Below are 26,633 nucleotides of genomic sequence, written 5' to 3'. Positions count from 1 at the left end.
TCAGTTCACCCGGTTGCCGTGGTAATGGTCGATGCGCTGGCGGAAAACCGTGCCATCCGGCGCGGTGGCGGTCAGGTGGATGTTCCACAGCCCCGGCTCCAGCGCCAGCGGCGCGTGGAACAACCCGCCGGTATAGGTGAATTCGGGGCGCCGGTCCTCGCGCATATGGGTGGGGCGGCCGACCGTCACCTCCAGCCCCTGCACGCGGGCCGGAAGGCCCTGCCCGTCCCGGATCGCCAGGGTAAGCTCGCGCCCGTCATATTCCGGCGTCACCGTCCAGTTCAGCGCCGCCTGGGCGTCGCGGTCGCGGTCGAAGCTTTGCGACGCCACATAGCTGTTCTTGACCTCCAGCCCCGGGAAAGTGCCGACGGCCTTGACCGCCATGAACACGTTGACGGCGATGATGGTGCCAAAGGCGCCCAGGGTGATGATCAGCACATGGCGGCCGGTCAGTTCGCGGGGCATCATTCGCTCCTTCCGTGGAAGACGGTGCCGATTTGGGACTTTACCCCATCGGTGACATCCTCGACCCAAAGCGTCAACTCGCTCTGCGCCGTCTCCGCCAGGGCCGAGCCCTTTTCGGCGGTGACATAGACGCGCTGGGTATGGGTGCTGTCGGCCGGCACGCTGACACCGGTATCGGGCAGCCCTTCGAGCGTCAGGCGGATGCCCTGGGGCGCGGCGCCGTCGGCGCCGGTCACCGAGACGGCAAAGTCGCGCTCCGCCCCCTGCTTGTTGCGCAGCCGCAACGCATAGGTGTTGCGGATCGCGCCGTCGGCCATGGTGACGTAAAGCGGGTTCCTGACCGGCGTCACGTTCAGGTCGAAGGGCGAGCGCAGGAACAGCGCCACCACCAGCGCGACGCCGATCCCCGCCCAGAGCGTGAAATACAGCATCGTGCGCGGGCGCAGGATATGCTTGAGCACCGGCTTGGGCGCAGCGCCGGCGCGCTCGGCGGTCTCGTCCTTCAGCGCCATGTAGTCGATCAGCCCGCGCGGCTTGCCGATCCTGTCCATCACCTCGTCGCAGGCATCGATGCAGAGCGCACAGGTGATGCATTCCATCTGCTGGCCGTCACGGATGTCGATGCCCATCGGGCAGACGTTCACGCAGGCCATACAGTCGATGCAGTCGCCCTTGGTCCCGCCGTCGGATTTCGTCGGCTCGCCCCGGTGCAGCTTGCCGCGCGGCTCGCCGCGCCATTCGCGATAGGCAACGGTCAGCGTGTCCTCGTCCATCATCGCGGCCTGGATGCGCGGCCAGGGACAGGCATAGATGCAGATCTGCTCGCGCGCGAAGCCACCGAAGACGAAGGTGGTCGCGGTCAGGATGCCCATGGTGATATAGGCGACGGGATGGGCCTGGCCGGTGAGCAGGTTGCCCAGAAGCGTCGGCGCATCGGTGAAATAGAAGATCCAGGCACCGCCGGTCGCCAGCGCGATCACCAGCCAGATCGCCCATTTCGTCAGCCGCAGCCGCAGCTTGCGCAGGTCCCAGGACGCGTTCCACAGCCGCACCCGGGCATTGCGGTCGCCCTCGACCCAGCGTTCGGTCAGGATGAACAGATCGGTCCAGACTGTCTGCGGGCAGGCATAGCCGCACCAGACCCGTCCCAGGGCCGAGGTGAACAGGAACAGCCCCAGCCCCGCCATGACCAGCAGGCCCGCCACGAAGTAGAATTCATGCGGCCAGATCTCGATCCAGAAGAAATAGAAGCGGCGATTGGCCAGATCGACCAGCACCGCCTGGTCGGGCATGCCGGGGCCGCGGTCCCAGCGGATCCAGGGGGTGATGTAATAGATCGCCAGGGTCACCGCCATGATGACCCATTTCAGGTTGCGGAACCAGCCATTGACCCGACGCGGGAAGATCGGCTCTCGGGCGGCATAGAGGCGTGGCGGGTCGATGTCGGAATTCGACATGATTGGCTCCTGTTGCGCGTGGCTCGTGTATAGAACCTAGCAGCGAAAGCGCATTGATCTGCGTCAATCGCGGGCGTGCGGAACATACCGATGCGAAATCCGGCGGACATAGGCCCAATTGTCGCATCCCGGCGCAAAAAAGCCACGCGACCGACTTGCGTCGGTCTGCGGCCTGGGCATTTGATAAGAACACCGGCCCCCCTTGGAAACGCGCGAACAGGACGGGGGGCCGGTGCCTCCGGGGCCGGTCTCCCGGCCGCGGATCTCGGTATTTTTTATTCGCCACCGCCGAGGCTGTGGACATAGGCGGAAACGGCCCGGATATCGGCTTCGGACAGGCGTCCGGTCCAGGCTGGCATCACGCCGAAGGGTCCGTCGCGGACGATACGGGTGATCGTCGCCGGATCCGAACCATAGAGCCAGACCGCATCGGTCAGGTCCGGCGCACCCTGCGCCCGGTCGCCGGTGCCGTCCTCGGCATGGCAGGACGAGCAATTGTCGGCAAAGACCGTCACGCCCTCGGCCGCCTGCGCCGCGTCATGCGGCAGGCCGGCCAGCTCCAGCACATGGTTCACGACCTGGCCGATCTGGGCATTATCCAGCAACTGGTCGGTGCCGAAGCGCGGCATTTCGGAATAGCGGGTGTCCGCATCCTTGGGGTCGCGGATGCCATGCATGACCGTGGTGTGGATCTCCTCCAGCGTGCCGCCCCAGAGCCAGTCATTGTCCAGAAGCGAGGGATAGCCCGTGGCCCCACCCGCCCCCGAGCCGTGGCATTGCGCGCACCAGGTGCGGAAGATCGCGGCACCGGCATTGGCGGTATAGTTCGCCAGTTCCGGGTCGCCGGCGATCTCCTCCAGCGGCGTCTCGACCAGCTTGGCCTGGATCGGGGCGTTGGCCTCGTTGAAGCGCTGGATCTCGGCCGCCACGTCGGAGCGGTAGTTCTGGCCCAGCAGGCCCTGGGTCGCACCGTTCACCAGCGGAATGGCGGGATAGGCGATGAGATAGAACACCCCCCAAACGATGGTGGCATAGAAGGTCCACAGCCACCAGCGCGGCAGAGGGTTGTCGTATTCCTCGATCCCGTCCCAGCTATGGCCGGTCGAAGGCACCTCGACCACCTTGCGCCCGCCCTTGCGGTCGCGCACCACGCGGGTGGCGCCGGGCCGGGGCGTGACCGGAGGATGCAGCGGACCCTCGGGGCCTTCCGGAGGCTGGGCCAGGATCTTGGCCTTGTGGGCCTCGTCGGCGGCCTGGCGTTCCAGCTCGATCCGGTTGTCGGGATTTTGCGGGCTGGCATGCTCGTCGTCGGTATCGGCCATCACTCGACCTCCTTCTCGCCCGCCGGGGCGGGACTCGTCTCGTTACGGAAGATGCTTTCGGCCGCGTCGCGGTGCAGCGGCCGCGAGCCCGGCCGGAAGGCGAAGACGATCGTCCCCAGGAAGAACAGCACCAGCAGCAGCAGCACCCAGCTGTCGGCCAGTTCGCGCAGGAAGGAATACCTGTCCATGGCGGGCCTCAGCGGTTCGGATCAGGTTCGAAGGTCGAGAAGTCGACCATCGTGCCCAGGACCTGGAGATAGGCGATCAGGGCGTCCATCTCGGAGACGCCGGGGCGGCGGTCGAAATTGCGCTGCTGCGCACCCGGATAGCGTTCCTCCAGCCCCGAGGCATCGGCATCGGGATCGGCCTGCGCCAGGAAGTCGGCCCGGGCAGCGGCGATCATCTCGTCGCTATAGGGCACGCCGACCCGCGCATCGGTGCGCAGCCGCTGCTCCACGTTGGATGGGTCGATCCGCCGATCCAGCAGGAAGCCGTATTTCGGCATGATCGATTCCGGCACCACCGCCTGCGGGTCCACCAGATGGTCCAGGTGCCATTCGTCCGAATAGCGGCCGCCGACGCGGGCCAGGTCCGGCCCGGTGCGCTTGGAGCCCCATTGGAACGGGTGGTCGTACATCGACTCGGCCGCAAGGCTGTAATGGCCATAACGCTCGACCTCGTCGCGCATCGGGCGGATCATCTGGCTGTGGCAGACATAGCAGCCCTCGCGGACATAGATGTCGCGGCCCTTCAGCTCCAGCGGCGTATAGGGCCGCATGCCCTGCACCTTCTCGATGGTGTTTTGCAGATAGAACAGCGGCGCGATCTCGACGATGCCGCCGATGGTCACCACGAGGAAGGAAAAGACCAGCAGCAGCGTGGCGTTCTTTTCAAGGACCTTGTGCTTTTCAAGAATGGCCATGATCCGTCCTCACTCTGCCGGGACCGCGGCGATGGTCGCCTGGGTCTTGGGTTGCTTGGCGACGGTGGCCCAGAGGTTGTAGCACATGATCAGCGCACCGCCGAGATAGAGCACGCCGCCCAGGGCCCGCACCACGTTCATCGGGAATTTCGCGGCCACCGTGTCGGCGAAGGCGTTGACCAGGAAGCCCTGCGCATCGACCTCGCGCCACATCAGTCCCTCCATGATGCCCGAGACCCACATCGAGGCCGCGTAGAGCACCAGGCCAATGGTGGCGAGCCAGAAATGCCAGCTGACCAGCCCCGTCGAATAAAGCCGCTCACGCCCCCACAGCCGCGGCACCAGATAGTAAAGCGCGCCGAAGGTGATCATGCCGTTCCAGCCAAGCGCGCCGGAATGGACGTGGCCGATGGTCCAGTCGGTGTAATGCGACAGCGAGTTCACCGCCTTGATCGACATCATCGGCCCCTCGAAGGTCGCCATGCCGTAGAAGCCCACGGCCACCACCATCATGCGGATGATCGGATCGGTGCGCAGCTTGTCCCAGGCGCCCGACAGCGTCATCAGCCCGTTGATCATGCCGCCCCAGCTGGGCATCCACAGGATGATCGAGAACACCATGCCCAGCGTCGAGGCCCAGTCGGGCAGCGCGGTATAGTGCAGGTGGTGCGGACCGGCCCAGATATAGAGGAAGATCAGCGCCCAGAAGTGGATGATCGACAGCTTGTAGCTGTAGACCGGACGCTCGGCCTGCTTGGGGATGAAGTAATACATCATGCCCAGGAAGCCCGCCGTCAGGAAGAAGCCCACCGCGTTGTGGCCATACCACCATTGCGTCATGGCGTCCTGCACGCCCGAGAACAGCTGCACCGATTTCGAGCCGAAGGGGCTGACCGGGATCGCCAGGTTGTTGACGATATGCAGCATGGCAATGGTGACGATGAAGGACAGGTAGAACCAGTTCGCCACGTAGATATGCGGCTCTTTCCGCTTCAGGATGGTGCCCAGGAACACGGCCAGGTAGACGACCCAGACGACGGTCAGCCACCAGTCCACATACCATTCCGGCTCGGCATATTCCTTGGACTGGGTGGCGCCGAGGATATAGCCGGTCGCGGCCAGCAGGATGAAAAGCTGATAGCCCCAGAACACGAACCAGGCCGCGTTGCCGCCCCAGAGCCGCGCCGCCGAGGTGCGCTGCACCACGTAGAACGAGGTGGCGATCAGGGCATTGCCGCCAAAGGCGAAGATCACCGCCGAGGTATGCAGCGGCCGCAGCTTGCCGAAATTGGTATAACCCATGGTGAGGTCGCTGAGGTTCAGTGCCGGAAAGGCCAGCTGAAAGGCGATGACCACCCCGACCAGGAAACCCACCACGCCCCAGAAGGCGGTGGCGATCACACCGGCGCGAACCACGTCGTCCATGTACTGCGTTTCGGGATGCGGCTCGAGCGCGGGCTGCTCATTGCCCATCTGGCGCAGCACGCGCAGGAACATGATCCCTGCCGCCAGCATGATGATAAGCGCGTTCACCAGATACGCGGGATCATCGGGTCGCGCATAATTGGCGGCGATCGCGGCCAGGACCGCGATCGTGCCAAACGCGATCAGCTTGATGGTATCCAACATGAATTCCTGTCCTTCATCCTGCTTCCGAAGGCGGCCGACTCGCATCAGGATGCGGCAGAATCGCGGCTTCGACAGCTACTTCTAACGTCGCACGGTTTCGTGAAACTTTGATCTGCGTCAATCTGCCCATGCTTGATAGGTGTAAAATCCACAAATATCCGGACAGGATGTCGCAGTCAGGCACACGCACCGATTGCGATCCTGCCCGATGCAGGCAAAACTTGCGCCGAACCCCGAAAGGAGAGCGCCCATGGGCTACAAGACGATCCTGACCGTTCTGACCGACGCCAAGCAGCAGAAGCAACTCGATTCGGCCATTGCCATGGCCCGGCGCGAGGATGCGCATCTCGACGTGTTCTGCATGGGCGTGGACCACACCCAAAGCGGTTACTACTATGCGGGCGCCTCGGCCTATGTGTTCCAGGAATCCATCGACAAGGCCATGGCCACGGCCAGCGAGCTGGAGGAGAAGATCCGCGACCGGCTCGACCCCGAGGACGTCCGCTGGTCGGTCGATTCCGCGGTGGCGCAGGTCGGCGGGCTTTCGACGCTGGTGGGCATGCGGGCGCGCTATTCCGATCTGGTGGTGCTGAACCGTCCCTATGGCGAAGGTGCGCCGCCCGATGCCGAGGCCGTCACCGAAGCGGCGCTGTTCGAGGGTTCGGCCCCGGTGCTGATCGTGCCCGACCAGTTGAAGGAGCCCTTCGGCAAGAAGATCATGATCGCCTGGAACCAGTCTAACGAGGCGCTGGCCGCCGTGCGCCGCGCCCTGCCGCTGCTGATCGCCGCCGAAAGCGTCGAGATCACCGTGGTCGACCCCTCGCCCAGCGGCCCCGAGCGCTCGGATCCCGGCGGGGCGCTGTGCCAGATGCTGACCCGGCATGGCGTAAAGGCGGAAATCGCGGTTCTGGCGCGCACCCTGCCGCTGATCAGCGACATCCTGAACCGCCGCGCCACCGAGATCGGCGCCGATATGCTGGTGATGGGCGCCTATAGCCATTCCCGCTTCCGCGAGGCGATCCTGGGCGGCGCGACGCGCAGCATGCTGGAAAAGGCGCAGGTGCCGGTGCTGATGGCGCGCTGATGCGCCGCCTTGACAAGACGAACCCCCGGGCAGGTCCCCGGGGGTTTCGGTTTCGAACCGAGCGACAGCCCGACCGACCGCCTAGCTCAGCGGCCCACCATCCGAATCGTCGCCGCTTTCGGTGACCAGCCGCACGAAGGAGGGCACGATCACCCGCCGCTTGCCGTCGAGCTCGATCACCCCTTCGCGCTTCAGCGCGCTCATCTGCCGGCTGACGGTCTCCAGCGTCAGGCCCAGGTAATCCGCCATCGCCTCGCGCGTCAGCGGCAGTTCGATGGCGATGCGCCCTTCGGGGCGACGCTTGATCAGCGCCGCCTCGCGCCGGGCCAGAATCACCAGCAGCGAGGCGATCTTCTCGCGCGCCGATTTGCGGCCCAGAAGCAGCAGCCAGTCGCGGGCGGCGTCAAGCTCGTCCAGCGTCATCTCCAGCAGCCGGCTGGCGATGCGGGGATTGTCGATCAGCAGCTTTTCAAAGGGTTTGCGGCGAAAGCAGCACAACACCAGGTCGCTGGTCGCGGTGACGGTATAGGCCGCCATCTCGCGCCCGGGCCGGCCCAGGAAATCGCTGGGCAGCAACAGGCCCACCATCTGCGTGCGCCCATCCTCGAGCTGCTGGGTCAGGCCGGCCATGCCCGAGACGACCGAACCCACGAAATCCATCCGGTCGCCGGCCCAGACCACGACCTGTCCCGCCTCGTAGCGGCGATAGAATTTCATGCTTTCCAGTTCGTCCAGCTCGTCGCCTTCGCAATGTGCGCAGACGGCCCGATAGCGGATCGGACAAATTTCGCAGGGCTGCTGCGTCGCGCAGATGGCGGCGTCTTGTGGCATTTGATTTGGGTCAAGGTCCTGGCGCGAGTTCCGGGCATATATAGCAGCATGGAACAACAATCGCAACTTGAGCGGCTGGGACTGTTTGACGCGCGCGTGCCGCGTTACACCAGCTACCCCACCGCGCCGCATTTCACAACCGCCGTGGGCGAGCCGGTCTTTCGCGACTGGATCGCCGCGATCCCCGCCGGCGCGGCGATCTCACTCTACATGCATGTGCCGTTTTGCCGGCGGCTGTGCTGGTTCTGCGCCTGCCGCACCCAGGGCACGCAATCCGACGAGCCGGTGCGCGCCTATGCCAAGGCCCTGTTGGCCGAGCTCGACATGCTGAAGTCGGCGCTGGCGCCCGGCGTCAGATTGTCGCGGCTGCATTGGGGTGGCGGCACGCCGACCCTGATGCCGGCCGAGATGATGCGCGAGGTCGCCGGCGCCGTCCTGAACGCCTTCCCGCTGGCCGAGGGCGCGGAATTCTCGGTCGAGATCGACCCGAACGAGATCGACGAGGCGCGCATGGACGCGCTGGCCGAGGCCGGGCTGAACCGCGCCTCGATCGGGGTGCAGGATTTCGACCCCGAGATCCAGAAGGTCATCGGCCGCGAGCAGAGCTTCGAGGTGACGAAACGCGCCGTGGACATGATCCGCGACCGCGACATCGCCAGCCTCAACGCCGACATCCTCTACGGCCTGCCGCATCAGGACCCGCGCCGCATCGCCGAATCGGTGCAGAAGCTCCTGGCGCTCTCGCCCGACCGGGTGGCGCTTTACGGCTATGCCCATGTGCCGTGGATGGCCAAGCGGCAGGTGATGATCCCGTCCGAGGCGCTGCCCGATCCCCATGGCCGGCTGCGGCTGTTCGAAACCGCGCGCGAGCTGTTCCTGGCCGATGGCTATGACGAGATCGGCATCGACCATTTCGCCCGGCCCGGCGACGGGTTGGCCCGCGCGCAAAAGGCCGGACTCCTGCGCCGCAATTTCCAGGGCTATACCGACGACCGGGCCGAGGTTCTGGTGGGCCTGGGCGCCTCGTCGATCTCGCGCTTCCCGCAGGGCTATGCGCAGAACGCCCCGGCGACCGGCGCCCATCTGGCCAAGATCCGCGACGGGCGCTTCTCGACCACGCGCGGCCATGCCTTCACGCCCGAGGACCGCTGGCGCTCGCGCATGATCGAAGCGCTGATGTGCGATTTCGAGATCCGCTCCGACGAGTTCATCCGCGACCACGGTTTCGACTCCGACAGCCTGGCCAACGTCTTCGCCCCCGTCGTCGCACATTTCGGCGAGATGGTGGAAAGCGATGCCTCGGGCCTGCGCATCACGCCCAAGGGACGGCCGCTGACCCGGATGATCGCGCGCATGTTCGACGGCTACGACATGGCGGCCTCGGGCCATTCGGCCGCGATCTAGCGGCCATGGCCGTGGTCATGGTCGTGCCCATCATGCCGGTCGCCGCAGACCTCGCCCTCGCGCTCGGTCTCGATGGTGGCGTGATCGATGCCGAAATCGCGCCGCAGCAGCGCCTTGACCCGCCGCACCGCCAGCGCCGGATCGGCCCCCTCGCGCAGTACCAGATGCATCGATAGCGCCGTGCTGCGCTCGTCGATCTGCCACAGATGCAGGTGATGCGCACCCGCAACGCCCTCGACGCCGGTCACGGCACCGGCCAGCGCCGCGTGATCCGTGCCGGCGGGCGCGGCCAGCATCAGCATGCGCATCACCGGCCCGATCTGCTGCCCGATATGCCACAGGATCACCGCCGAGATCAGCAGCGTCAGGATCGGGTCGGCGAGATTCCAGCCAAAGGCCCAGATCAGCGCCCCGCCCAGGATCACCGCGACCGAAACCGCCGCATCGGCCAGGTTGTGCAGGAAGGCGGCACGGATATTCACGCTCTCCTTCGCCGCCCGCCAGACCAGCGCCGCCGTGGCCATGTCCACGAACAGCGCGAAAGCCGCCAGCGCCATGACCAGCCCGCCCGCCACCTGCGGCGGCTCGACCAGCCGCCCCAGCGCCTCGATCCCCAGCCAGACCGACACGGCGATCAGCGCGATATAGTTGACGAAGGCCGCGACGATCTCGGCCCGGCCCCAGCCATAGCTCATCTCGGGACTGGCGGGACGGCGCGCCAGCCGCCGGGCGCCAAAGGCCAGCACCAGCGCCAGCGCATCCGAGAGATTGTGCACCCCATCCGCGATCAGCGCCGTGGAATCCGCGACATAGCCGCCCAGGATCTGCGCCCCGGTCAACGCCAGGTTGACCACCACCGCAATCAGGATGGTGCCGTCGCCCACCCCGCCCGGCAGATGTGAATGGCCGTGTCCGCCGTCATGCGAATGCGAATGGCCCATCCCGCCCTCCACCGGCTTCTTCGTTGCCCAAATACCCATGCGACCGCGCAACCGGCACGGCCGCCGCCGCTCAATGCGCCTCGGCCCAGTTCGCTCCCTGCCCGGCGTCGACAATCAGCGGCACGTCCAGCCGGACCGCGGGATCGGCCGCGCCCTGCATGACGCCGCGCGCCGCCGCGATCAGCTCGGGCACCGCGCCCTCCTCGACCTCGAAGACCAGCTCGTCATGCACTTGCAGCAGCATCTTCGCCGGCAGGTGCCGGATCGCCTCCGGCATGCGGATCATTGCCCGGCGGATGATATCGGCGGCCGCGCCCTGGATCGGCGCGTTGATCGCCGCCCGCCGCGCCCCACCCGTCGCCGGCCCGGACTGGTTGATGCCCGGCGTCATGATCCGCCGCCCGAACAGCGTGCGCACGAAACCGTCCTGCTTCGCCCCGGCCACGGTGCGGTCCATATAGGCGCGGATCTCGGGGAAACGCTCGAAATAGGTGTCGATGAAGGCCTGCGCCTCGGCGCGCGGAATGCGCAGGTTGCGCGCCAGGCCAAAGCCGGAAATGCCGTAGATCACCCCGAAGTTGATCGCCTTGGCGCGGCGGCGGATCATCGGGTCCATGCCCTCGACCGGCACGCCGAACATCTGGCTCGCCGTCATGGCATGGATGTCGATGCCGTCGCGGAAGGCCTGCTTCAACGCCGGGATCTGCGCCACATGCGCCAGGATCCGCAGCTCGATCTGGCTGTAGTCGAGGCTCACGATCCGCATCCCCGGCCCGGCGACGAAGGCTTCGCGGATGCGCCGTCCCTCCTCGGTCCTGACCGGGATGTTCTGCAAGTTCGGATCGGTCGAGGCCAGCCGGCCAGTCTGCGCCCCGGCGATGGAATAGCTGGTGTGCACGCGCCCGGTCTCGGGGTTCACATGCAGCGGCAGCGCATCGGTATAGGTCGATTTCAGCTTCGAGATCGCCCGCCAGTCCAGCACCCGCGCCGGCAGCTCATGCCCCTCGGCGGCCAGGTCCTCCAGCACCTCGGCGCCGGTGGAGAAGGCTCCGGTCTTGCCCTGCTTGCCGCCGGCAAGCCCCATGCGCTCGAACAGGATCTCGCCCAGCTGCTTGGGACTGCCGACATTGAACGGCCCGCCGGCCAGGGCGTGGATATCGGCCTCCAGCCCCGCCATCTTCTGGGCAAAGGCGTTGGACATGCGCTTCAGATGCTCGGAATCGATGCGGATGCCGGCCATCTCCATGTCGGCCAGCACCGCGATCATCGGCCGCTCCAGCCGTTCATAGGCGGTGGTCACATGGTTCGGCGCCAGCTTGGGCCGCAGGTGATGCCAGAGCCGCCAGGTCACCTCGGCATCCTCGGCGGCATATTCGCTGGCCTTGTCGATCGCCACCTGCGAGAAATTGATCTGCGCCTTGCCCGAGCCGATCAGGTCCTTGATCGGCAGGCAGCGATGGCCCAGATACAAGTCCGCCAACTCGTCCATGCCGTGGTTATGCGCCCCGGCATTCTGCGCATAGGACAGCAGCATGGTGTCGTCCAAAGGCGCCATGCGGATGCCGTAGCGGGCCAGCAGCTTCCAGTCATACTTGATGTTCTGGCCGATCTTCAGCACCGAGGGATCCTCCAGCACCGGCTTGAGCATGGCCAGCGCCCGCTCCCGGTCCATCTGCCCCTCGACCCGGGCGCCGGAGCCGAACAGATCCGCCGCGCCATCGACATGGCCCAGCGGCAGATAGGCCGCCCGCCCCGGGCCGGTGCAAAGCGAGACCCCGACCAGTTCAGCCTGCATCTCGTCCAGGCCGGTGGTCTCGGTGTCGATGGCGACCACGCCCCTCTCGGCGATCTCGGCCAGCCACTCGGCCAGCACGGCCTCGTCGCGGATGGTGACGTAAAGGCTGCGGTCGATCGCCGGCAGTTCGGCGGCGACCGGCACCGCCGGGTCCGCACCGGCGGCGGGCGGGGGCGTTACATCGGCCATGGTCGGCGGCTCGGTCCCGAAACGCTCGGCAACCCGCTTGGTCAGGGTGCGCAGCTCCATCCGGGTCAGGAATTCCAACAGCGCCTCGGGATCGGGCTCGCGGATCTCCAGGCTTTCCAGCGTGAAATCCAGCGCCATCCCGCAATCCAGCTCCACCAGCCGCTTCGAGATGCGGATCTGCTCGGCATGGTCGATCAGCGTCTGCCGGCGCTTCGGTTGCCTGATCTCGCCGGCCCGTGCCAGCAAGCTCTCCAGATCACCATATTCGTCAATAAGTTGTGCGGCGGTCTTGATGCCGATTCCCGGCGCGCCCGGCACGTTGTCGATGGAATCGCCGGCCAGGGCTTGCACGTCCACCACCCGCTCGGGGCCGACGCCGAATTTCTCGCGCACCTCCTCGGGGCCGATGGGCTTGGCCTTGATCGGGTCCATCATCTCGACCCCGCCACCGACCAGCTGCATCAGGTCCTTGTCCGAGCTGATGATCGTCACCCGACCGCCCGCATCCCGCGCCTGGCAGGCCAGCGTGGCGATGATGTCGTCGGCCTCGAAGCCCTCGGTCTCGATGCAGGCGATGTTGAAGGCCCGCGTCGCCTCGCGGGTCAGCGGGAATTGCGGCCGCAGATCCTCGGGCGGCTCGGGCCGGTTGGCCTTGTAGAGCGGATAGATGTCATTGCGGAATGTCCGCGCAGAATGATCGAAGATCACCGCCGCATGGGTCGGCTGGTCCGAGCCCTTGCCGTCCTGCAAATATTTCCACACCATGTTGCAGAAACCCGCCACCGCCCCGATGGGCAGCCCGTCCGAGCGGCGGGTCAAGGGCGGCAGCGCATGATAGGCGCGAAAGATGAAGGCCGAGCCGTCGATCAGATGCAGGTGATGACCCTTGCCGAATCCGTCCGTCATATGTGCCGCGCGCCCCGTGCTCTCTTTCGTTCGCCAGCCTTGATGCCACGAAGCGGCCCCGGGGCCAAGGCCGCGCGGCCCGGCTTTTCACCGTTGAACAAATACCCCCGCCGGAGGCGTCGCAACGCCCCAGCCGGCCCGGCATGGCAGCCTCGGAAAGCTCCCGTCGCAGCCGGGCCTCAGTGATCCTCGTGCGCGTGCTCGCGGTCGATCACGAAACGCTTGTCGCAATAGCCGCATTCGACCCAGCCGGTGTCCCGCGGAATGGCCAGCCAGACGCGCGGATGGCCCAGGCCCCGCGCCTCGTCGCCGTCGCAGGCGACCTTCCAGGAGGTGACGGTCTGGATCTCGGGGGCCGGAATGGTCATGGCGGTTCCTTGAGCTTTGACGACAAACGGGGTTAAACCGGCGGCGATCATAATGAACGCCAAGAGCCGATGCCAGCCCCAGAGCAAAGCCCGAATGCCATCGAAATCAGCGGCCTGACCAAGACCTATGCCGCCGCGGGCAAGGCGCCCGCGAAACAGGCGCTGAAAGGTCTGGACCTGGCGATTCCCGCCGGCTCGATCTTCGGGCTCCTGGGACCGAACGGCGCCGGCAAGTCGACCACGATCAACATCCTGGCCGGGCTGGTGCGCAAAAGCTCGGGCAAGGTCAGGATCTGGGGCTTCGACCAGGACGTGAACCCGCGCCAGTCCCGCGCCGCCATCGGCGTCATGCCGCAGGAACTCAACATCGACCCGTTCCTGACCCCCCGCGCCAGCCTCGAGGTGCAGGCCGGGCTCTACGGCGTGCCGAAGCGCGAGCGCTGGACCGACGAACTCCTGGAACTGGTCGGGCTGACCGAACAGGCGGAAAGCTATTCGCGCCACCTGTCGGGCGGCATGAAGCGACGCCTGCTGCTCGCCAAGGCGCTGGTCCACCGGCCGCAGATCCTGGTGCTGGACGAACCGACGGCGGGCGTCGACATCCAGCTGCGCGAGATGCTGTGGCGCAATGTGCGCAAGCTGAATGACCAGGGCATGACCATCATCCTGACCACGCATTACCTGGAAGAGGCCGAGGAGATGTGCGACCGCATCGCCATCATCGACCATGGCGAGCTGATCCTGTGCGAGGATACCGCCGCCCTGCTCGGCCGCGCCGATTCCAAGACGCTGGTGGTCGATACCGGCGAGGCCCGCAGCCTGCCCGCCCTGCCCGAGGGCGTGCGGGCCGAGCGGCGCGAGGACGGCCGGCTGGCGCTCAGCTATGCGCCCTCGCGCATTCCGACGGACGGGCTGATCGACGCGCTGCGCGCCGCCCGCCTGCCGATTCGCGACCTCGCGGTCGAGGCGCCGGACCTCGAGGATGTCTTCGTCCAGCTGACCTCGCGCCCGGCGCCTCAGCCCGGCTGAACCATCCGGCCCATGGGCCGGCCGCCCAGGATGTGCATGTGGAAATGCGGCACCTCCTGCACGCCGTCCGGCCCGGCATTGGTGATGGCGCGAAAACCCAGCCCGCCCTCCAGCGCCACGCCCAGCTCACGGGTCACCTTGGCGATGGCGCGGTGGAAATCCACGATCTCGGCCTCCGAGGCATGGGCGGCGAAATCGTCATAGCTGACATAGGCGCCCTTGGGGATCACCAGTACATGCACCGGCGCCTGCGGCCGGATGTCGCGAAAGACCAGCGTATGCTCGGTCTCCAACACCGTGTCATTGGGGATCTCGCCGCGCAGGATGCGGGCGAAGATGTTGCTGTCGTCATAGGCGGGCATGCTCTCTCTCCTCAATCGCTGAACAGGTAGTCGGTCTTGGCAAGCGTCAGCGCGATCTCGGCCGGCACGTCCAGGAAACGCGCCAGCTGCGCGGCATTCTCCTGGCACGGCCGCCAGGGCGCGACGGAATGGAAGCCGGCGAAATCCATGTCGCGCAGCCGCTCGGCCTCGTGTTCCAGATCGGCGCGCACCGTGGGCAGCAGCCGCTCGATCACCTCGGGCGCGGTCTCGGCACCGGCCAGCCCGACGCGGGCGATGTGACCGCGCAGATAATCGTCGTCGAATTCGGAATCGACCAGCAGAATGCGGGTATCGGCCTTGTCCGAGGTCAGATCCTGAATCAGGTGCAGCGCCGAAGGATCCAGGCACAGCACCAGCCGGTGCGATTCGAAATGCTGGAACAGCAGCCGGATCAGCGCCCGGCGGTGCCGGTCGCGCTTTTCGACCGTGGTCTCGACGCCGCCCAGATCGGGCAGATGCGCCTCGTGCTCGTTGAAGACGAAATCCACCGCCGGAATCGGGGTATGCGCCCGGATCGCCGCGGTCAGCCGCTTGGCGACATGCCATTTCTTGGCCACCACCAGCAGCAGCGAATTGGCCCGGCCCAGGCTGCCCTCGGCCTCCCAGAACCGCTGGCCGAACCGCCGCCCGACCCGGCCGCGCGCGGTCAGGAAACGAAACAGCCCGGTCGCCTCGTTCGAGATCGGGAAATGCACGCCCGAGGCAGCCCAGAGCGCACCCAGCCGCTCGCGCAGCCGGATCGCCTCGGGGCTGATCTTGCGGGCGAACAGGTAGTCCTGCCCCATGAGCAGGTCGTAATGGTCGTTGTAGAACGTCACCGGCATGCCGTAATCGGTGAAGATCAAATAGGTCAGGGTGCGCGAGCGGATCTCCTTGCGCGGCACGACATGCGGCACCACGGTCTGGAAGAAGGTCTCGTCCGGGATCCAGGTGGTCGAGAAGAAGCGCATCACATCCGGGCGGCTGGCGCAGAAATCCAGCACCTTCTCGACGGTCTGGCGGCGCAGGCACCACCATTGCGAGCCGATCATGACCTGGATGTCGGCCGGCACCTTGCGGGCCAGGCCGAATCGCCTTTGCAGGTCATAGCTGGCATAGAACAGCCATTTCCGCCGGCGCTCGTTGAACCAGTGGCGATAGATCAGCCGCTCCTCCTTGAAGCCGGTCTTGATCCAATCCGATTCGAAGAAATCGAAGTTCTCGATGTAATCGCAATCCTCGGCATCCAGAAAGCCATGCGCATGTTCGGCCGACTTGATCGGCATGCAATCGCCCGACAGCATGTAGAAATGCGTGGCCTGCGGAAAGGCGGCGACGGCGGCGCGCACCGCCTCCAGCGTGGCGCCGACCAGCGACCATTCGCCCCAGCCGCATTTCCAGCGCCGTTGCGCAAAGGCGACCGAGGGATTGTCGGCCAGCGCCGCCCTTATCAGCTCGAAATCCCGGGGATTGGCCCGCCCGTCGAAATGGATCGACACGTAATCGCCCGAGGCGGTCAGCCGGCGGGCCTGCGCGACCACCCCCTTCGGATCCTTGTGGCAGAGAAGAATGAAGGCAATACGCGCCATCTCGATAGCCATCCCGTCCGGTTCACGCAGGCAACGCTTCGCGGCAGGTTGAAACTCTGCCGGCGATTTGCTTTGTGTCCTTACCGATTTTGACCGGAGGGGCAACCCGGCCGCGGTCCCGGCCGGCCGGCGCGGTTTTTGAAGGGAAAGAGAGTTATGGGTTTTCCAGGAACCTGGATGACGGAAAGCGAAAGCATGGTCTATCGCGTCGTCCCGAAATGCGCCTGCTCCTCGATCGGACAGATCATGTTCTATTCCGACCATGGCCGCTATTTCGACGGCGACATCCATGATTCCACCGGCGGGCTGCACAAGTGGAACCAGCCCGAAAGCCAGCCGCTGATCGAGGAAAACGTCAGGGCGCACAAGGCGCTGACCTTCACCTGCGTGCGCAATCCCTATGCGCGCATCTTGTCCTCGTTCTTCGACAAGATCGCCGGCATCCAGCGCAACGGCAAGCGCTATCGCGGCAACCTGGTGCCGCAGCTGATGCAGCGCTACGGCGTCGATGTCGGCAGCCCCGAGAACGGCTTCGAATTCGACCAGATCGCCAGCTTCCGCCGTTTCCTGCTGTTCGCTCGCGACACCATCCGCTGGCGCCGCCCGATGGAGCCGGACATCCACTGGTCGGCCATGTCGGGCCATATCTCGACCTTCATCGTCAACGGCGGCCGCTACGACCAGATCTTCTTCACCGAGAAGTTCAACGAGGGCATGCAGAAGGTGCTGGACGCCGCCCCGACCCCGGTCGGGCTCGACGTGAACGACGTGCCGAAGTTCAACGAATCCGCAGGCCACGGCCCCAAGCGCGCCCATAAGGCCAGCGCCTATTTCGACGACCTGTCGCGCCATCTGGTCTGGGAAATCTACAAGAAGGATTTCCAGCTGTTCAAATACGACTTCGACGATCCCGACAACAAGCTGCCGAAGAACGAGATCGACCTGGACGAGGTCCACGCCAAGCTCGGCCGCTGAACCGTCGCGCCATCCCGGCCCGCAGACCCGCTTCTTTCGTGTCCAAATATCCCCGCCGGAGGCAGCGGCGCGCAAGCGCCGCTTCCCTTGCAGATTTCCCTTGCGCAATGCGAAAATCCCGCTATTTTCCCGCGTTCATTCGACCGGCGGGGGAATCCCGGACCGCGGCCCCGCTCTGCGACCCGTTTTCGCGACTTGCGGCCCACGCTCCAGTGGCCTATGCCCGCCCCAGATACGAAACACCGAATCCGGGGCCGCCCAGCCGGGTTGCCCCCCGAACCACTTGAGGTTGAGACATGGCCGTCCCTCAGAACCGAGTTACCCGCTCCCGCCGCAACATGCGCCGTTCGCATGATGCGCTCGTCGCTGGCAACCCGAACGAATGCCCGAACTGCGGCGAACTGAAGCGCCCGCATCACGTCTGCCCGTCCTGCGGCCATTATGCCGACCGCGAGGTCGTGGCGCAGGCCAATGAGGTCGACCTGGACGAAGACGCGGCCTGAGCGGACCGACCGCGGATATGGCTTCGGCAGATTCCAGCATTCTGCCTCGCGCCCCTGGCGACGGGGGCGGCGTGGTGATCTCCGTTGACGCGATGGGCGGCGACCGCGGCCCGGCGACGGTGATCGCCGGCATGGCCGAGAGCGCCGGGAGAAATCCCGATATCCGCTTCATCGTCCACGGCCCGCAGGCCGAACTGGAACGGCTGATCGCCCGGCGCGGCGATCTGGCGCGGCGTTGCGACATTCGCGACGCCGCCGGCGTCGTGACCATGGACGACAAGCCCAGCCAGGTGCTGCGCAAGGGCGAGGGCACCTCGATGTGGTCCGCCCTCGAATCGGTGCGCCGGGGCGAGGCGACCGCCACCGTCTCCTGCGGCAATACCGGCGCGCTGATGGCGCTGTCGATGCTGCGGCTGCGCAAGCTGCCCGGCGTGAACCGCCCCGCCATCGCCTGCCTCTGGCCGTCGCGCAACCCGCAGGGCTTCAACGTCATGCTGGATGTCGGCGCCGATATCCGCGCCGATGCGCAGGATCTCCTGACCTATGCGCTGATGGGCGCCTCCTATGCCCGCAACGGTTTCGGACTGGAGCGGCCGCGCGTCGGCCTGCTGAATGTCGGGACCGAGGAGCACAAGGGCCGGCCCGAGCTGAAACAGGCTCATGAGCTGATCCCCACCACGGCGCAGGCGGCAAATTTCGACTATGTCGGCTTCGTCGAGGGCGGCGACCTGCCCTCGGCCCGCGTCGATGTGATCGTGACCGACGGCTTTACCGGCAATGTGGCGCTGAAGACCGGCGAGGGCACGGCGAAGCTGGTCGGCGAGCTGCTGAAGGAAGCCTTCGGCAAGTCGGTGATGTCGAGATTCGCGGCGCTTCTGGCCATGGGTTCGCTGAAGCGGCTGCAAAAGCGTATCGACCCGCGCCGCGTCAATGGCGGCGTCTTCCTGGGCCTGAACGGGACGGTGGTGAAATCGCACGGCTCGGCCGATGCCACCGGCGTCTCGGCGGCGATCAAGCTGGCCTTCCGGCTGGCGCAATCCGGCTTTCAGGACCGGCTGGCGGCGCGCGTGGCGCAATCCGTCGCGGCGGCCGGCCAAATCAACGGCAGCAAGGAAAGCGAGGCGTCCTGATGCGGCGTGCAATCGTCCGGGGAACCGGCCATTACCTGCCCGAGCGCGTGGTCGAGAACAGCTGGTTCGAGGACAAGCTGGACACCAGCGACGAATGGATCCGCGCCCGCACCGGCATCGAGCGGCGCCATTTCGCCGCCGAGGAGCAGCGCACCAGCGACCTGGGCATCCTGGCGGCGCAGGCCGCGCTGGCCGATTCCGGCCTTGAGGCCGGGCAGATCGACGCGGTGATCGTGGCCACCTCGACCCCCGACCTGACCTTCCCCTCGGTCGCGACCATGGTGCAGGCCGGGCTGGGCATGCGGCATGGCTTCGCCTATGACCTGCAAGCAGTCTGCGCCGGCTTCGTCTATGCCCTGGCCAATGCCGATGCGATGATCCGCGCCGGGCTTGCGGATCGCGTCCTGCTGATCGGGGCCGAGACCTTCAGCCGCATCATGGACTGGACCGACCGCGGCACCTGCGTGCTGTTCGGTGACGGCGCCGGCGCCGTGGTGCTGGAGGCCGCCGAGGGTCAGGGCACCTCCGCCGATCGCGGCATCCTCGCCACCGACCTGAACAGCGACGGGCAATATCGCGACCTGCTCTATGTCGATGGCGGCGTCGCCTCGACCGGCACGGCCGGGCATCTGCGCATGCAGGGCAACCTGGTGTTCCGCCATGCGGTCGAGAAGCTGGCCGACACCGCGCATCGCGCGCTGGACCGCGCCGGGCTGAACACCGATCAGGTGGATTGGCTGGTGCCGCACCAGGCCAACCTGCGCATCATCGAGGCCACGGCCAAGCGCATGCACCTGCCGATGGAGAAGGTGGTGCTGACGGTGGCCGATCACGGCAATACCTCGGCTGCCTCGATCCCGCTGGCCCTGTCGGTGGCCAATGCCCAGGGCCGCTTCAAGCCCGGCGACGTGGTGGTGGCCGAGGCCATCGGCGGCGGCCTCGCTTGGGGCTCGGTCGTGCTGCGCTGGTAGGCAAACCCTTATTTCAGCTGCGAATCCTTCGATCCGCGCCGGTTGATTCCGGCGTCGGGACGCCAGGCCCTGTCCCGGCCCGACTGGCAGTTCACGCACAGCCGCACGCCGGGAATCGCCTGCCGCCGCGCCTCGGGGATCGGCTCGTCGCATTCCTCGCAGAACGCGGCACTTTCCCGGTCGCCGCGCTGCGCATTGCGCAGCCGCATCCGCTCGATCGCCTCTTGCGTCGAAACCTCGATCTGTTCGTTCACCGCATCGTCGCGCGCCCAGCCGCCAGCCATGTCAGTCCCGTCCTGCTTGCCTTTCCAGCCATGAAGATAGGCACGAATTGCCGCGCTTCCAAGCAGGGCATTGGGTGCCATGCGCGGGGCCTTGCGGATAAGGCGCGAATAATGCGGGACAAAATCGGCCGATGAGGGAACGGAATCGGGCGGGGGTTGTTGACTCGGCGCCGTAAAGAAATCATCCTTCGCACCATTCAAGAGGTTTCCGAGATGAGCGACTCTACCCTGACCCGCATGGACCTGGCCGAGGCCGTGTTCCGTGAGGTGGGTCTGTCCCGCCACGAATCGGCCCAACTCGTCGAAAGCGTGCTTGGCCATATCTCCGATGCGCTGGTGCGCGGCGAGCAGGTCAAGATCTCGTCCTTCGGCACGTTTTCGGTCCGCGACAAGAACGAACGCATCGGCCGCAACCCCAAGACCGGCGAGGAAGTGCCGATCACGCCGCGCCGGGTGCTGTCCTTCCGCCCCTCGCATCTGATGAAGGATCGCGTCGCGGCGGGGAACAGGCGCAAGGGCTGATGAGCAAGTCGCCCGACGCCTTCAGGTCCATCGGAGAGGTCTCGCGCCTCGTGGGCGTCGCGCCGCATGTGCTGCGCTATTGGGAATCGCAATTCACGCAGCTTGCACCCGTGAAGCGCGCCGACGGCCGCCGCTATTACCGGCCGGACGACGTCCGGCTAGCCGCTGGCCTCTGCCAGGTCATGCGCGAGGAAGGGCTCAGCATCCGCGGCGCCAAGCGGCTGATCGCCGCCGACCGCGGCGCCGCGCTGCGCGAGATCGGCGCTGCCCGGCTCGGCGAGACCCTGGGCGATGTCGGCCCCGCCGAACGCCCTTCCGCCCCTGGCCCGGCGGTGCGCTTGGCCCTGCCCGGCTCGGACGGACCGGCTGCGCCCACCCCGTCCCGATCCGCGCCGAAGCCGGCCCGCCCCCGGCCCGAACACGCCGAATCGTTGCCGCTTTTCGTGGCGCTCGATCCAGGCCACGCGTCGCGGCCCGAGCCGGACTGGCTCAGCCGCCTGGTGGCCACCGCGCTGGCGCTGCGCCAGCACGAATTGCAGGGCAAGCCCCTGCCTGTGCAGGCGAAATCCCTGCGTGACGCGCTGTCGACCGCGCTCTGACGCGCATGGCCGGCCGCTTTCCCGCCCTCGGCAGCAGTCTATCCACAGCAATCGAGAATCTTGCCGAAATTTCCGCCCTTCTCCCCTTGTGCTGGCGGCCCGCTTCGCTCTATATGCCCCTCGTCGGGCCGTGGCGCAGCCTGGTTAGCGCGTCCGTCTGGGGGGCGGAAGGCCGCGAGTTCGAATCTCGCCGGCCCGACCATTCCGAAAACGCCCATCCCTGTCCGGGGGTGGGCGTTTCCTTTTGCCGAAAGGGTTTCGCGTGAACGGTGTGCTTCCCGATACGTCCCTGCGCCAGCTGATCGCAAGCGGCGCGATCTCGGCGGACCAGCCGATCTTGCCCGAACAGGTCCAGCCCGCCAGCCTCGACCTGCGGCTGGGCGCCACCGCCTGGCGGCTGCGCGCCTCGTTCCTGGCCGGGCGCGGGCGCAGGGTCAGCGACCGGCTCCGGGATTTCGAGATGCATCGCATGGACCTCACCGACGGTGCCGTGCTGGAAAAGGGCTGCGTCTACCTGGTGCCGCTGATGGAGCGCCTGACGCTGCCCGCCGGCCTCGACGCGGTGGCCAATGCCAAAAGCTCGACCGGCCGGCTCGACCTGCTGACCCGGCTGGTCACGGACGAGGGCACCGAGTTCGACCGGCTGCCCGAAGGCTATGACGGCCCGATCTATGCCGAGATCTGCCCGCGCAGCTTCTCGGTGCTGGTGCGGCCCGGCATGCGGTTGAACCAGTTGCGGCTGCGCCAGGGCCAGGCCGTGCTGTCGGATACCGAGTTGCGCAACCTGCACGCGCGCGAGCCGCTGGTGACGGGCGAGGCGCTGATCGACGATGGCTTGGGCTTCTCGGTCGACCTGCGCCCCGAGGCGGGCGACCTGGTCGGCTACCGCGCCCGGCCGCATAGCGGGGTGATCGACCTCGACCGCATCGGCGCCTACCAGGCCCGCGACTTCTGGGACGAGCTGCGCACCACCGACGGCCAGCTGATTCTCGACCCCGGCGCCTTCTATATCCTGGTCAGCCGCGAGGCGGTGGCCATCCCGCCTGATTACGCTGCCGAAATGGCACCCTATCTGGCCATGGTGGGCGAGTTCCGGGTGCATTACGCCGGCTTCTTCGACCCGGGCTTCGGCCACGGCAGCGCGGGCCGGGGCGCACGCGGCGTCCTCGAGGTGCGCTGCCACGAGGCCCCCTTCGCGCTGGAGCACGGCCAGGTCGTCGGCCGACTGGTCTACGAGCGGATGGCCGCCCGGCCGGAACGGCTCTACGGCAGCGGCATCGCCTCGAACTACCAGGGCCAGGGCCTCAAGCTGGCCAAGCAATTCGCCTGAATCGCCGCCCCGCCCTGCGTTTTCTTTCGTGTCCAAATATCCCGGGGGGAGTCGCGCGCCAGCGCGACGGGGGCAGAGCCCCCCTTATTGCATCCGCCGGGTGATGCGCGCCGCCTGACGGGCGCGCTTGACCGCCTCGCGCATGGCCTTTTCGTGGCTCTGCTGCTGAGGGGTCCGGCGCGCGCCCGGTTTCGGCGCATTCGCCCGACGGATGCCCCAGTTCATCAGCCGGTCGGCCGCCATACGCGCGATCAAGGCAACAAAATTATTGATATTCATGGTTTTAAAATCAATTCTTCACTCATCTTCGAACAGATCCTCCGCCATGCTCCCGGCGTCCTCGGCGTCCTCCTCGCCGAACAGGCCGGGCGCCAGGCCCTCCCCGGGCGGGCGCGACTCCAGCAGGCCGGCAGCACGCAACTCGGCCAGCCCCGGCAGGTCGCGGGCGCTTTCCAGTCCGAAATGATCCAGGAAGGTCTCGGTCACCACGAAGGTCACCGGTCGGCCGGGGGTCTGGCGGCGGCGACCGATGCGAACCCAGTCCAGCTCGATCAATTGGTCCAGCGTGCCGCGGCTGACGGCGACGCCGCGAATCTCCTCGATCTCGGCACGGGTGACGGGCTGGTGATAGGCGATGATCGCCAGCGTCTCGGTGGCGGCGCGCGACAGGCGGCGGCTTTCGACAACGCTTTCCTGCATCAGGAAACCCAGATCGGCGGCGGTGCGAAAGGCCCAGGCATCGCCCACACGCGCAAGCTGCACCCCCCGCCCCTCATAGCGGGCGCGCAGCGCGCGCAGCGCCTCACCCGCATCGCAGCCGGCCGGTAGGCGCGCGGCGATCTCGCGCTGGCTCATCGGCTCGGCCGAGGCGAACAGGATCGCCTCGACCATGCGCTCCTGCTCGGCCAGCGGCGGCGGGGGGAAACGCTGCAGGTCGGGGGCGGTGTCGTCCTGGCTCATTGCGGGCGCCTGCGGATGGTGATCGGGGCAAAGGTCCCGGCCTGGCTGATCTCCAGCGCACCCTGACGCGCCAGTTCCAGCGTCGCGGCAAAGGTCGCCGCGGTGGCCGAGCGGCGGCGCTGCGGATCGGCCTCCCAGCCGTCGGGCAGGAAGGCGGCAAGCTCGGTCCAGTCGCCGGCAAAGCCGATCAGCCCGCGCACCCGGTCCAGCGCCTGCTCCATGGTCAGCACGTCGCGGCGGTCGAAGGCATAGGGGCGGAACTCGTCGCGGGTGCGCAGCCGGGCATAGGCGCGCATCAGGTCGATCAGCCCGGCCTGCCAGGCGACCTGGCACTGCCGGGCGACGGTCTCGGGCGCGCCACGCGCAAAACGGTCCTGCCCCAGCCGGTTGCGGGCCATCAGCCGCGCCGCCGCCTCGCGCATGGCGTTCAGCCGCTCGAGCTGGAAGGCCAAATGGGCGGCCATTTCCTCGGCGCTCGGCCCCTCAGCCTCGGGGTCTGGCGGCAGCAGCAGCCGCGATTTCAGATAGGCAAGCCAGGCCGCCATGACCAGGTAATCGGCCGCCAGCTCGATGCGCAGCGCCCGCGCCTCCTCGACGAAGGCCAGATACTGGTCGGCGAGCTCCAGCACCGAGACCTGCATCAGGTCGACCTTCTGCGTGCGCGACAGCGTCAGCAGCAGGTCCAGCGGCCCCTCGAAGCCGGAAACATCGACGACCAGCACCTCCTCGGCGCACCGCTCGGCCACGGCTTGCGGCGCGAACCCTGGCAGATGCGGCGCCGGGTCCCGCTCAGGGTCCGGGTCGGGCACGGGGGTCAGGTAGGGTACCTTGGTCATGACGCGTCCGGGCAAGAGAATCTGCGCAGAATCCGCCATGGACCGGGCTTAGTCAACCGATCAGGCCGCCAGCCCGCCAAGCGCCGCCAGTTCGGCCCGCAGCACGGCAGTATCCTCGGCCAGCGGCGCGCGGCGCAGGGCCAGCGCCGCCTCGGCCCGCGCGACGGCGCGCGGCGCCATGGTCCCGGCAGCGGCGACGATCTCTTCCATCTGCGCCGGCGTCTCGTTGCAGGACAGCACCAGGTCGCAGCCCGCGGCGATGGTGGCGGCGGCGCGCTCGGCCGGGCTGCCAGACAGCGCCTGCATGCCGATATCGTCCGACATCAGCAGCCCGTCGAAGCCGATCTCGCGCCGGATCAAGTCGATCACGGCGGACGAGGCGGTGGCTGGTGCATCGTCGATGGCGGTAAAGCGGATATGCGCGGTCATCGCCATGGGCAGGTCGGCCAGCGCGCGGAACGGGGCGAAATCCGTGGCGCGCAGCTCGTCCAGCGCAGCCTCGACCACCGGCAGGTCCTTGTGGCTGTCCACCCGCGCCCGGCCATGGCCCGGCATGTGCTTGATCACTGGCAGCACCCCGGCGGCCAGCATCGCCTGCGCGGCGGCCCGCCCCAACCGGATCACCGTATCGGCATCCGAACCGAGGCAGCGGTTCTTCAGGAAGGGATGAGTGTCGTCGCGGGCGATATCCAGCACCGGGGCGCAATCGGCGTCGATGCCCACGGCGCGCAGTTCCTGCGCCAGCAGGTGATGGTGCAGCCAGATCGCGCGCTCGCCGCGCCCGGCCTGGTCCAGCGGCGCCGGCCAGTCGGTCCAATGCGGCGCGCGCATGCGCTGGACCCGGCCGCCCTCCTGGTCGATCAGCACCGGGGCGTTGCGGCCTAGCGTCTCACGCAATTCGGCGGTCAGCCGGCGCAGGCGGTCCGGCGTATCGACATTGCGTGCGAACAGGATGAAGCCCCAGGGATCGGCGGCGCGGAAGAAATCGCGCTCGGCCCGGCTCAACTCCGGGCCGGCGATGCCGCCCAGGATGGTGGCGCTGGTCATGTCAGCGGCTCACTTCGCCGCAGCGGGAATGCAGTCCACGCCCTCGGCGATCAGCGCCGCGCAGAAGCGGCGCGCCTCGTCGCGCGAGGCGAAGCCGGCGGCGCGCAGGCGCCAGAAGGTGCGGCCATTGGCCTTGTGCTCCTGAACCACCATGCCCTTGCCGGCGAACAGCGCGCCGAACTTGCCCGAGACGCGGTTCCATTCGCCCCGTGCCAGCGCATCGCTGTCGAAGGCGCCGATCTGCACCAGCGGCGCGCCGGAGGCGACCTGAGCCGGGGCCGGCGCCGGGGTTTCGGGCGCAGCGGCGGGGCGGCTTTCGGCGGCCGCAGGCGCGGGCGTCGGGGCGGCATCGCTCGCCACCACAGGCGCGGCGGCCAGACGGCGTGGGCGCGGCGCGGGACGCGCCGATTGCGCGATGGCACCGGGAACCGGCGCCGCACCGGCCTCGGCCAGCGCCGTGGTGATGGCGATGTCGCGCGTCTCGTTGCCGGCAAGGTCGGTCACCGCCTCGTTCACCGGCGCCTCGGCGGCCGGGGCATCCGAGATCACCGCATTGGCGACGGATTCCGCGGCCGGATCGGGTTCGGCCAGGATCTCGCCGTCGGGACGAGCGATGACGCGGGCGGTTTCATCCATCAGCGGCAGTTCGACCGGGTGCGAGGGCTCTTGCGCGGTGGCGCCCAGCTCGCCCATGGGCACGTCCTGGTCCTCGAGCGGGGTAGCGGGCGGCGCGATGGCCACGCGGTCCACCGCCGCGGTCTCGGCCCCGGCAGCGACCGAATTCACGGCCAGGCCGGTGCGGTCGGTGAGTTCGCCCCCCGGATTGTCGGGGGCGGTACGGGCCTCGCCTTCGATGGCGCGGATGACCGGCACGCCCGAGACGTCGCGCACCACCAGCTTGTAGCCCCAGACCGCCAGAATCACGATCAGCCCGACCGAGACCAGCGCGCCCAGGTAATGCGTCAGCCGCGTGATCCGCCCCAGAAGCGAGGGCGAATCGGTCAACGCCTCGGCAGGGGTGTGATAGTGCTGTTCGTCCCAGCCTTCATCCGGCCAATCGTCAGCATAGCCCTGCTGCCCCTCGGCATGGGGATAGTCATGCGACAGCCTGCCCGGCTGCGCCCCGTCAAACCCGCCCGAGGAGCGGAAATCTACTACCGTCATTCCTGCCTGCCTGCCGGTT

The 26,633-nt window shown here is 67.4% G+C and carries 28 protein-coding genes and 1 tRNA gene; 11 read left to right on the top strand and 18 right to left on the bottom strand.

All coding sequences use genetic code 11. The annotated features are described in order from the left end of the window. The 6 genes from AQY21_RS25790 to ccoN form a co-directional block, all read right to left on the bottom strand. Complete coding sequence (locus AQY21_RS25790; RefSeq protein WP_058100438.1) at nt 1–465, bottom strand: FixH family protein; 465 nt, start codon at nt 463–465, stop codon at nt 1–3. After that, complete coding sequence (ccoG, locus tag AQY21_RS25785) at nt 465–1,922, bottom strand: cytochrome c oxidase accessory protein CcoG (protein WP_058100437.1); 1,458 nt, start codon at nt 1,920–1,922, stop codon at nt 465–467. The genes AQY21_RS25790 and ccoG overlap by 1 nt, the downstream gene beginning before the upstream one ends. 275 nt (nt 1,923–2,197) lie before the next feature. After that, nucleotides 2,198–3,244 (bottom strand): cytochrome-c oxidase, cbb3-type subunit III, encoded by a 1,047-nt coding sequence (ccoP, locus tag AQY21_RS25780; RefSeq protein ID WP_203416677.1) that lies wholly within the window; start codon nt 3,242–3,244, stop codon nt 2,198–2,200. Next, on the bottom strand, nt 3,244–3,432 hold the full coding sequence (locus tag AQY21_RS25775; protein WP_058100436.1) for a CcoQ/FixQ family Cbb3-type cytochrome c oxidase assembly chaperone: 189 nt from the start codon (nt 3,430–3,432) through the stop codon (nt 3,244–3,246). Before AQY21_RS25775 ends, ccoP begins: the two co-directional genes overlap by 1 nt. An 8-nt stretch (nt 3,433–3,440) precedes the next feature. After that, on the bottom strand, nt 3,441–4,166 hold the full coding sequence (ccoO, locus tag AQY21_RS25770) for a cytochrome-c oxidase, cbb3-type subunit II (protein ID WP_058100435.1): 726 nt from the start codon (nt 4,164–4,166) through the stop codon (nt 3,441–3,443). Between the two features lie 9 nt (nt 4,167–4,175). Next, complete coding sequence (gene ccoN, locus AQY21_RS25765; RefSeq protein WP_058100434.1) at nt 4,176–5,795, bottom strand: cytochrome-c oxidase, cbb3-type subunit I; 1,620 nt, start codon at nt 5,793–5,795, stop codon at nt 4,176–4,178. 250 nt (nt 5,796–6,045) lie between these two features. Between ccoN and AQY21_RS25760 the strand changes: the two genes are divergently transcribed. Then, nucleotides 6,046–6,879, top strand: coding sequence for a universal stress protein (locus AQY21_RS25760; protein WP_058100433.1), 834 nt, complete (start codon nt 6,046–6,048; stop codon nt 6,877–6,879). 81 nt (nt 6,880–6,960) lie between these two features. Here the strand turns inward: AQY21_RS25760 and fnrL are convergent, their stop codons facing one another. Then, complete coding sequence (gene fnrL / locus AQY21_RS25755) at nt 6,961–7,710, bottom strand: transcriptional regulator FnrL (RefSeq protein WP_058100432.1); 750 nt, start codon at nt 7,708–7,710, stop codon at nt 6,961–6,963. A 48-nt stretch (nt 7,711–7,758) separates the two neighbouring features. Here fnrL and hemN point away from each other — a divergent pair, with 48 nt between their 5' ends. Next, nucleotides 7,759–9,114 carry an oxygen-independent coproporphyrinogen III oxidase gene (gene hemN / locus AQY21_RS25750; protein ID WP_058100431.1) on the top strand — a complete coding sequence of 452 codons (1,356 nt, stop codon included), beginning with the start codon at nt 7,759–7,761 and terminating at the stop codon, nt 9,112–9,114. Here hemN and AQY21_RS25745 read toward each other — a convergent pair. From AQY21_RS25745 to AQY21_RS25735, 3 genes are all read right to left on the bottom strand, one after another. Continuing rightward, on the bottom strand, nt 9,111–10,055 hold the full coding sequence (locus tag AQY21_RS25745; RefSeq protein WP_058100430.1) for a cation diffusion facilitator family transporter: 945 nt from the start codon (nt 10,053–10,055) through the stop codon (nt 9,111–9,113). The two genes, hemN and AQY21_RS25745, sit on opposite strands and share 4 nt — an antisense overlap. Nucleotides 10,056–10,125: 70 nt before the next feature. Beyond that, nucleotides 10,126–12,945: a DNA polymerase I gene (gene polA / locus AQY21_RS25740; protein ID WP_058100429.1), complete on the bottom strand. Its 2,820-nt coding sequence runs from the start codon at nt 12,943–12,945 to the stop codon at nt 10,126–10,128. Between the two features lie 179 nt (nt 12,946–13,124). Further along, nucleotides 13,125–13,313 carry a zinc-finger domain-containing protein gene (locus AQY21_RS25735; RefSeq protein ID WP_058100428.1) on the bottom strand — a complete coding sequence of 63 codons (189 nt, stop codon included), beginning with the start codon at nt 13,311–13,313 and terminating at the stop codon, nt 13,125–13,127. A 69-nt stretch (nt 13,314–13,382) separates the two neighbouring features. Here AQY21_RS25735 and AQY21_RS25730 point away from each other — a divergent pair, with 69 nt between their 5' ends. After that, on the top strand, nt 13,383–14,342 hold the full coding sequence (locus AQY21_RS25730; RefSeq protein ID WP_058100427.1) for an ABC transporter ATP-binding protein: 960 nt from the start codon (nt 13,383–13,385) through the stop codon (nt 14,340–14,342). Here the strand turns inward: AQY21_RS25730 and AQY21_RS25725 are convergent. Both AQY21_RS25725 and AQY21_RS25720 read right to left on the bottom strand, forming a co-directional pair. Next, entirely contained in the window at nt 14,330–14,704 is a 375-nt protein-coding gene (locus tag AQY21_RS25725) for a histidine triad nucleotide-binding protein (protein WP_058100426.1), read from the bottom strand. The genes AQY21_RS25730 and AQY21_RS25725 overlap by 13 nt on opposite strands. Nucleotides 14,705–14,715: 11 nt before the next feature. After that, on the bottom strand, nt 14,716–16,293 hold the full coding sequence (locus AQY21_RS25720; RefSeq protein WP_058100513.1) for a DUF5928 domain-containing protein: 1,578 nt from the start codon (nt 16,291–16,293) through the stop codon (nt 14,716–14,718). Nucleotides 16,294–16,449: 156 nt separating this feature from the next. Here AQY21_RS25720 and AQY21_RS25715 point away from each other — a divergent pair, with 156 nt between their 5' ends. The 4 genes from AQY21_RS25715 (at nt 16,450) to AQY21_RS25700 (ending at nt 19,872) form a co-directional block, all read left to right on the top strand. Beyond that, nucleotides 16,450–17,268 (top strand): sulfotransferase family protein, encoded by an 819-nt coding sequence (locus AQY21_RS25715; protein ID WP_058100425.1) that lies wholly within the window; start codon nt 16,450–16,452, stop codon nt 17,266–17,268. 296 nt (nt 17,269–17,564) lie between these two features. Then, the gene (rpmF, locus tag AQY21_RS25710; RefSeq protein WP_010392407.1) at nt 17,565–17,771 is read left to right on the top strand and encodes a 50S ribosomal protein L32; all 207 of its coding nucleotides are present in this window, start codon (nt 17,565–17,567) and stop codon (nt 17,769–17,771) included. Between the two features lie 17 nt (nt 17,772–17,788). Beyond that, nucleotides 17,789–18,901: a phosphate acyltransferase PlsX gene (gene plsX / locus AQY21_RS25705; RefSeq protein ID WP_058100424.1), complete on the top strand. Its 1,113-nt coding sequence runs from the start codon at nt 17,789–17,791 to the stop codon at nt 18,899–18,901. Beyond that, a complete protein-coding gene (locus AQY21_RS25700) occupies nt 18,901–19,872 on the top strand; it encodes a beta-ketoacyl-ACP synthase III (RefSeq protein ID WP_058100423.1) in 972 nt (323 codons plus the stop codon). The genes plsX and AQY21_RS25700 overlap by 1 nt, the downstream gene beginning before the upstream one ends. Nucleotides 19,873–19,880: 8 nt before the next feature. Here AQY21_RS25700 and AQY21_RS25695 read toward each other — a convergent pair whose 3' ends face one another. Then, nucleotides 19,881–20,156: a DksA/TraR family C4-type zinc finger protein gene (locus AQY21_RS25695; RefSeq protein WP_058100422.1), complete on the bottom strand. Its 276-nt coding sequence runs from the start codon at nt 20,154–20,156 to the stop codon at nt 19,881–19,883. A 213-nt stretch (nt 20,157–20,369) separates the two neighbouring features. On the opposite strand from AQY21_RS25695, the gene ihfA reads away from it, so the two are divergent. The 4 genes from ihfA to AQY21_RS25675 all read left to right on the top strand — a co-directional run bounded on the left by ihfA (nt 20,370) and on the right by AQY21_RS25675 (nt 22,607). After that, entirely contained in the window at nt 20,370–20,678 is a 309-nt protein-coding gene (ihfA, locus tag AQY21_RS25690) for an integration host factor subunit alpha (protein WP_011748157.1), read from the top strand. Next, nucleotides 20,678–21,277, top strand: a complete 600-nt coding sequence (locus AQY21_RS25685; protein WP_058100421.1) for a MerR family transcriptional regulator — start codon at nt 20,678–20,680, stop codon at nt 21,275–21,277. The genes ihfA and AQY21_RS25685 overlap by 1 nt, the downstream gene beginning before the upstream one ends. Nucleotides 21,278–21,401: 124 nt before the next feature. Then, nucleotides 21,402–21,479: transfer RNA gene (locus AQY21_RS25680), tRNA-Pro, on the top strand. A gap of 60 nt (nt 21,480–21,539) precedes the next feature. Beyond that, entirely contained in the window at nt 21,540–22,607 is a 1,068-nt protein-coding gene (locus AQY21_RS25675; RefSeq protein ID WP_058100420.1) for a 2'-deoxycytidine 5'-triphosphate deaminase, read from the top strand. 84 nt (nt 22,608–22,691) lie between these two features. Here the strand turns inward: AQY21_RS25675 and AQY21_RS25670 are convergent, their stop codons facing one another. Genes AQY21_RS25670 through AQY21_RS25650 form a run of 5 tightly spaced genes read right to left on the bottom strand, consistent with a single transcriptional unit; the run spans nt 22,692 to nt 26,614 of the window. Next, complete coding sequence (locus AQY21_RS25670) at nt 22,692–22,862, bottom strand: hypothetical protein (protein WP_238986907.1); 171 nt, start codon at nt 22,860–22,862, stop codon at nt 22,692–22,694. Between the two features lie 42 nt (nt 22,863–22,904). Then, complete coding sequence (gene scpB, locus AQY21_RS25665) at nt 22,905–23,567, bottom strand: SMC-Scp complex subunit ScpB (RefSeq protein ID WP_058100418.1); 663 nt, start codon at nt 23,565–23,567, stop codon at nt 22,905–22,907. After that, nucleotides 23,564–24,403, bottom strand: a complete 840-nt coding sequence (locus tag AQY21_RS25660; protein ID WP_082658268.1) for a ScpA family protein — start codon at nt 24,401–24,403, stop codon at nt 23,564–23,566. The genes scpB and AQY21_RS25660 overlap by 4 nt, the downstream gene beginning before the upstream one ends. Before the next feature lie 60 nt (nt 24,404–24,463). Continuing rightward, nucleotides 24,464–25,450: a beta-N-acetylhexosaminidase gene (gene nagZ, locus AQY21_RS25655; RefSeq protein WP_058100417.1), complete on the bottom strand. Its 987-nt coding sequence runs from the start codon at nt 25,448–25,450 to the stop codon at nt 24,464–24,466. Between the two features lie 9 nt (nt 25,451–25,459). Then, on the bottom strand, nt 25,460–26,614 hold the full coding sequence (locus AQY21_RS25650) for an SPOR domain-containing protein (RefSeq protein ID WP_058100416.1): 1,155 nt from the start codon (nt 26,612–26,614) through the stop codon (nt 25,460–25,462). Nucleotides 26,615–26,633 lie beyond the last annotated feature (19 nt).

Source organism: Paracoccus sp. MKU1, assembly GCF_001447385.1.
In the GTDB taxonomy this organism is placed as follows: Bacteria; Pseudomonadota; Alphaproteobacteria; order Rhodobacterales; family Rhodobacteraceae; genus Paracoccus.
Note: the sequence above shows the minus strand (reverse complement) of the source record. Positions and strands in the feature narration are given on the sequence as shown.

What these genes read in the sequence shown, in the direction of transcription:
- AQY21_RS25790 (WP_058100438.1), bottom strand. Translation starts at nt 465, where the DNA reads ATGCCCCGCGAACTGACCGGCCGCCATGTGCTGATCATCACCCTGGGC.
- ccoG (WP_058100437.1), bottom strand. Translation starts at nt 1,922, where the DNA reads ATGTCGAATTCCGACATCGACCCGCCACGCCTCTATGCCGCCCGAGAG.
- ccoP (WP_203416677.1), bottom strand. Translation starts at nt 3,244, where the DNA reads ATGGCCGATACCGACGACGAGCATGCCAGCCCGCAAAATCCCGACAAC.
- AQY21_RS25775 (WP_058100436.1), bottom strand. Translation starts at nt 3,432, where the DNA reads ATGGACAGGTATTCCTTCCTGCGCGAACTGGCCGACAGCTGGGTGCTG.
- ccoO (WP_058100435.1), bottom strand. Translation starts at nt 4,166, where the DNA reads ATGGCCATTCTTGAAAAGCACAAGGTCCTTGAAAAGAACGCCACGCTG.
- ccoN (WP_058100434.1), bottom strand. Translation starts at nt 5,795, where the DNA reads ATGTTGGATACCATCAAGCTGATCGCGTTTGGCACGATCGCGGTCCTG.
- AQY21_RS25760 (WP_058100433.1), top strand. Translation starts at nt 6,046, where the DNA reads ATGGGCTACAAGACGATCCTGACCGTTCTGACCGACGCCAAGCAGCAG.
- fnrL (WP_058100432.1), bottom strand. Translation starts at nt 7,710, where the DNA reads ATGCCACAAGACGCCGCCATCTGCGCGACGCAGCAGCCCTGCGAAATT.
- hemN (WP_058100431.1), top strand. Translation starts at nt 7,759, where the DNA reads ATGGAACAACAATCGCAACTTGAGCGGCTGGGACTGTTTGACGCGCGC.
- AQY21_RS25745 (WP_058100430.1), bottom strand. Translation starts at nt 10,055, where the DNA reads ATGGGCCATTCGCATTCGCATGACGGCGGACACGGCCATTCACATCTG.
- polA (WP_058100429.1), bottom strand. Translation starts at nt 12,945, where the DNA reads ATGACGGACGGATTCGGCAAGGGTCATCACCTGCATCTGATCGACGGC.
- AQY21_RS25735 (WP_058100428.1), bottom strand. Translation starts at nt 13,313, where the DNA reads ATGACCATTCCGGCCCCCGAGATCCAGACCGTCACCTCCTGGAAGGTC.
- AQY21_RS25730 (WP_058100427.1), top strand. Translation starts at nt 13,383, where the DNA reads ATGCCAGCCCCAGAGCAAAGCCCGAATGCCATCGAAATCAGCGGCCTG.
- AQY21_RS25725 (WP_058100426.1), bottom strand. Translation starts at nt 14,704, where the DNA reads ATGCCCGCCTATGACGACAGCAACATCTTCGCCCGCATCCTGCGCGGC.
- AQY21_RS25720 (WP_058100513.1), bottom strand. Translation starts at nt 16,293, where the DNA reads ATGGCGCGTATTGCCTTCATTCTTCTCTGCCACAAGGATCCGAAGGGG.
- AQY21_RS25715 (WP_058100425.1), top strand. Translation starts at nt 16,450, where the DNA reads ATGGGTTTTCCAGGAACCTGGATGACGGAAAGCGAAAGCATGGTCTAT.
- rpmF (WP_010392407.1), top strand. Translation starts at nt 17,565, where the DNA reads ATGGCCGTCCCTCAGAACCGAGTTACCCGCTCCCGCCGCAACATGCGC.
- plsX (WP_058100424.1), top strand. Translation starts at nt 17,789, where the DNA reads ATGGCTTCGGCAGATTCCAGCATTCTGCCTCGCGCCCCTGGCGACGGG.
- AQY21_RS25700 (WP_058100423.1), top strand. Translation starts at nt 18,901, where the DNA reads ATGCGGCGTGCAATCGTCCGGGGAACCGGCCATTACCTGCCCGAGCGC.
- AQY21_RS25695 (WP_058100422.1), bottom strand. Translation starts at nt 20,156, where the DNA reads ATGGCTGGCGGCTGGGCGCGCGACGATGCGGTGAACGAACAGATCGAG.
- ihfA (WP_011748157.1), top strand. Translation starts at nt 20,370, where the DNA reads ATGAGCGACTCTACCCTGACCCGCATGGACCTGGCCGAGGCCGTGTTC.
- AQY21_RS25685 (WP_058100421.1), top strand. Translation starts at nt 20,678, where the DNA reads ATGAGCAAGTCGCCCGACGCCTTCAGGTCCATCGGAGAGGTCTCGCGC.
- scpB (WP_058100418.1), bottom strand. Translation starts at nt 23,567, where the DNA reads ATGAGCCAGGACGACACCGCCCCCGACCTGCAGCGTTTCCCCCCGCCG.
- AQY21_RS25660 (WP_082658268.1), bottom strand. Translation starts at nt 24,403, where the DNA reads ATGACCAAGGTACCCTACCTGACCCCCGTGCCCGACCCGGACCCTGAG.
- nagZ (WP_058100417.1), bottom strand. Translation starts at nt 25,450, where the DNA reads ATGACCAGCGCCACCATCCTGGGCGGCATCGCCGGCCCGGAGTTGAGC.
- AQY21_RS25650 (WP_058100416.1), bottom strand. Translation starts at nt 26,614, where the DNA reads ATGACGGTAGTAGATTTCCGCTCCTCGGGCGGGTTTGACGGGGCGCAG.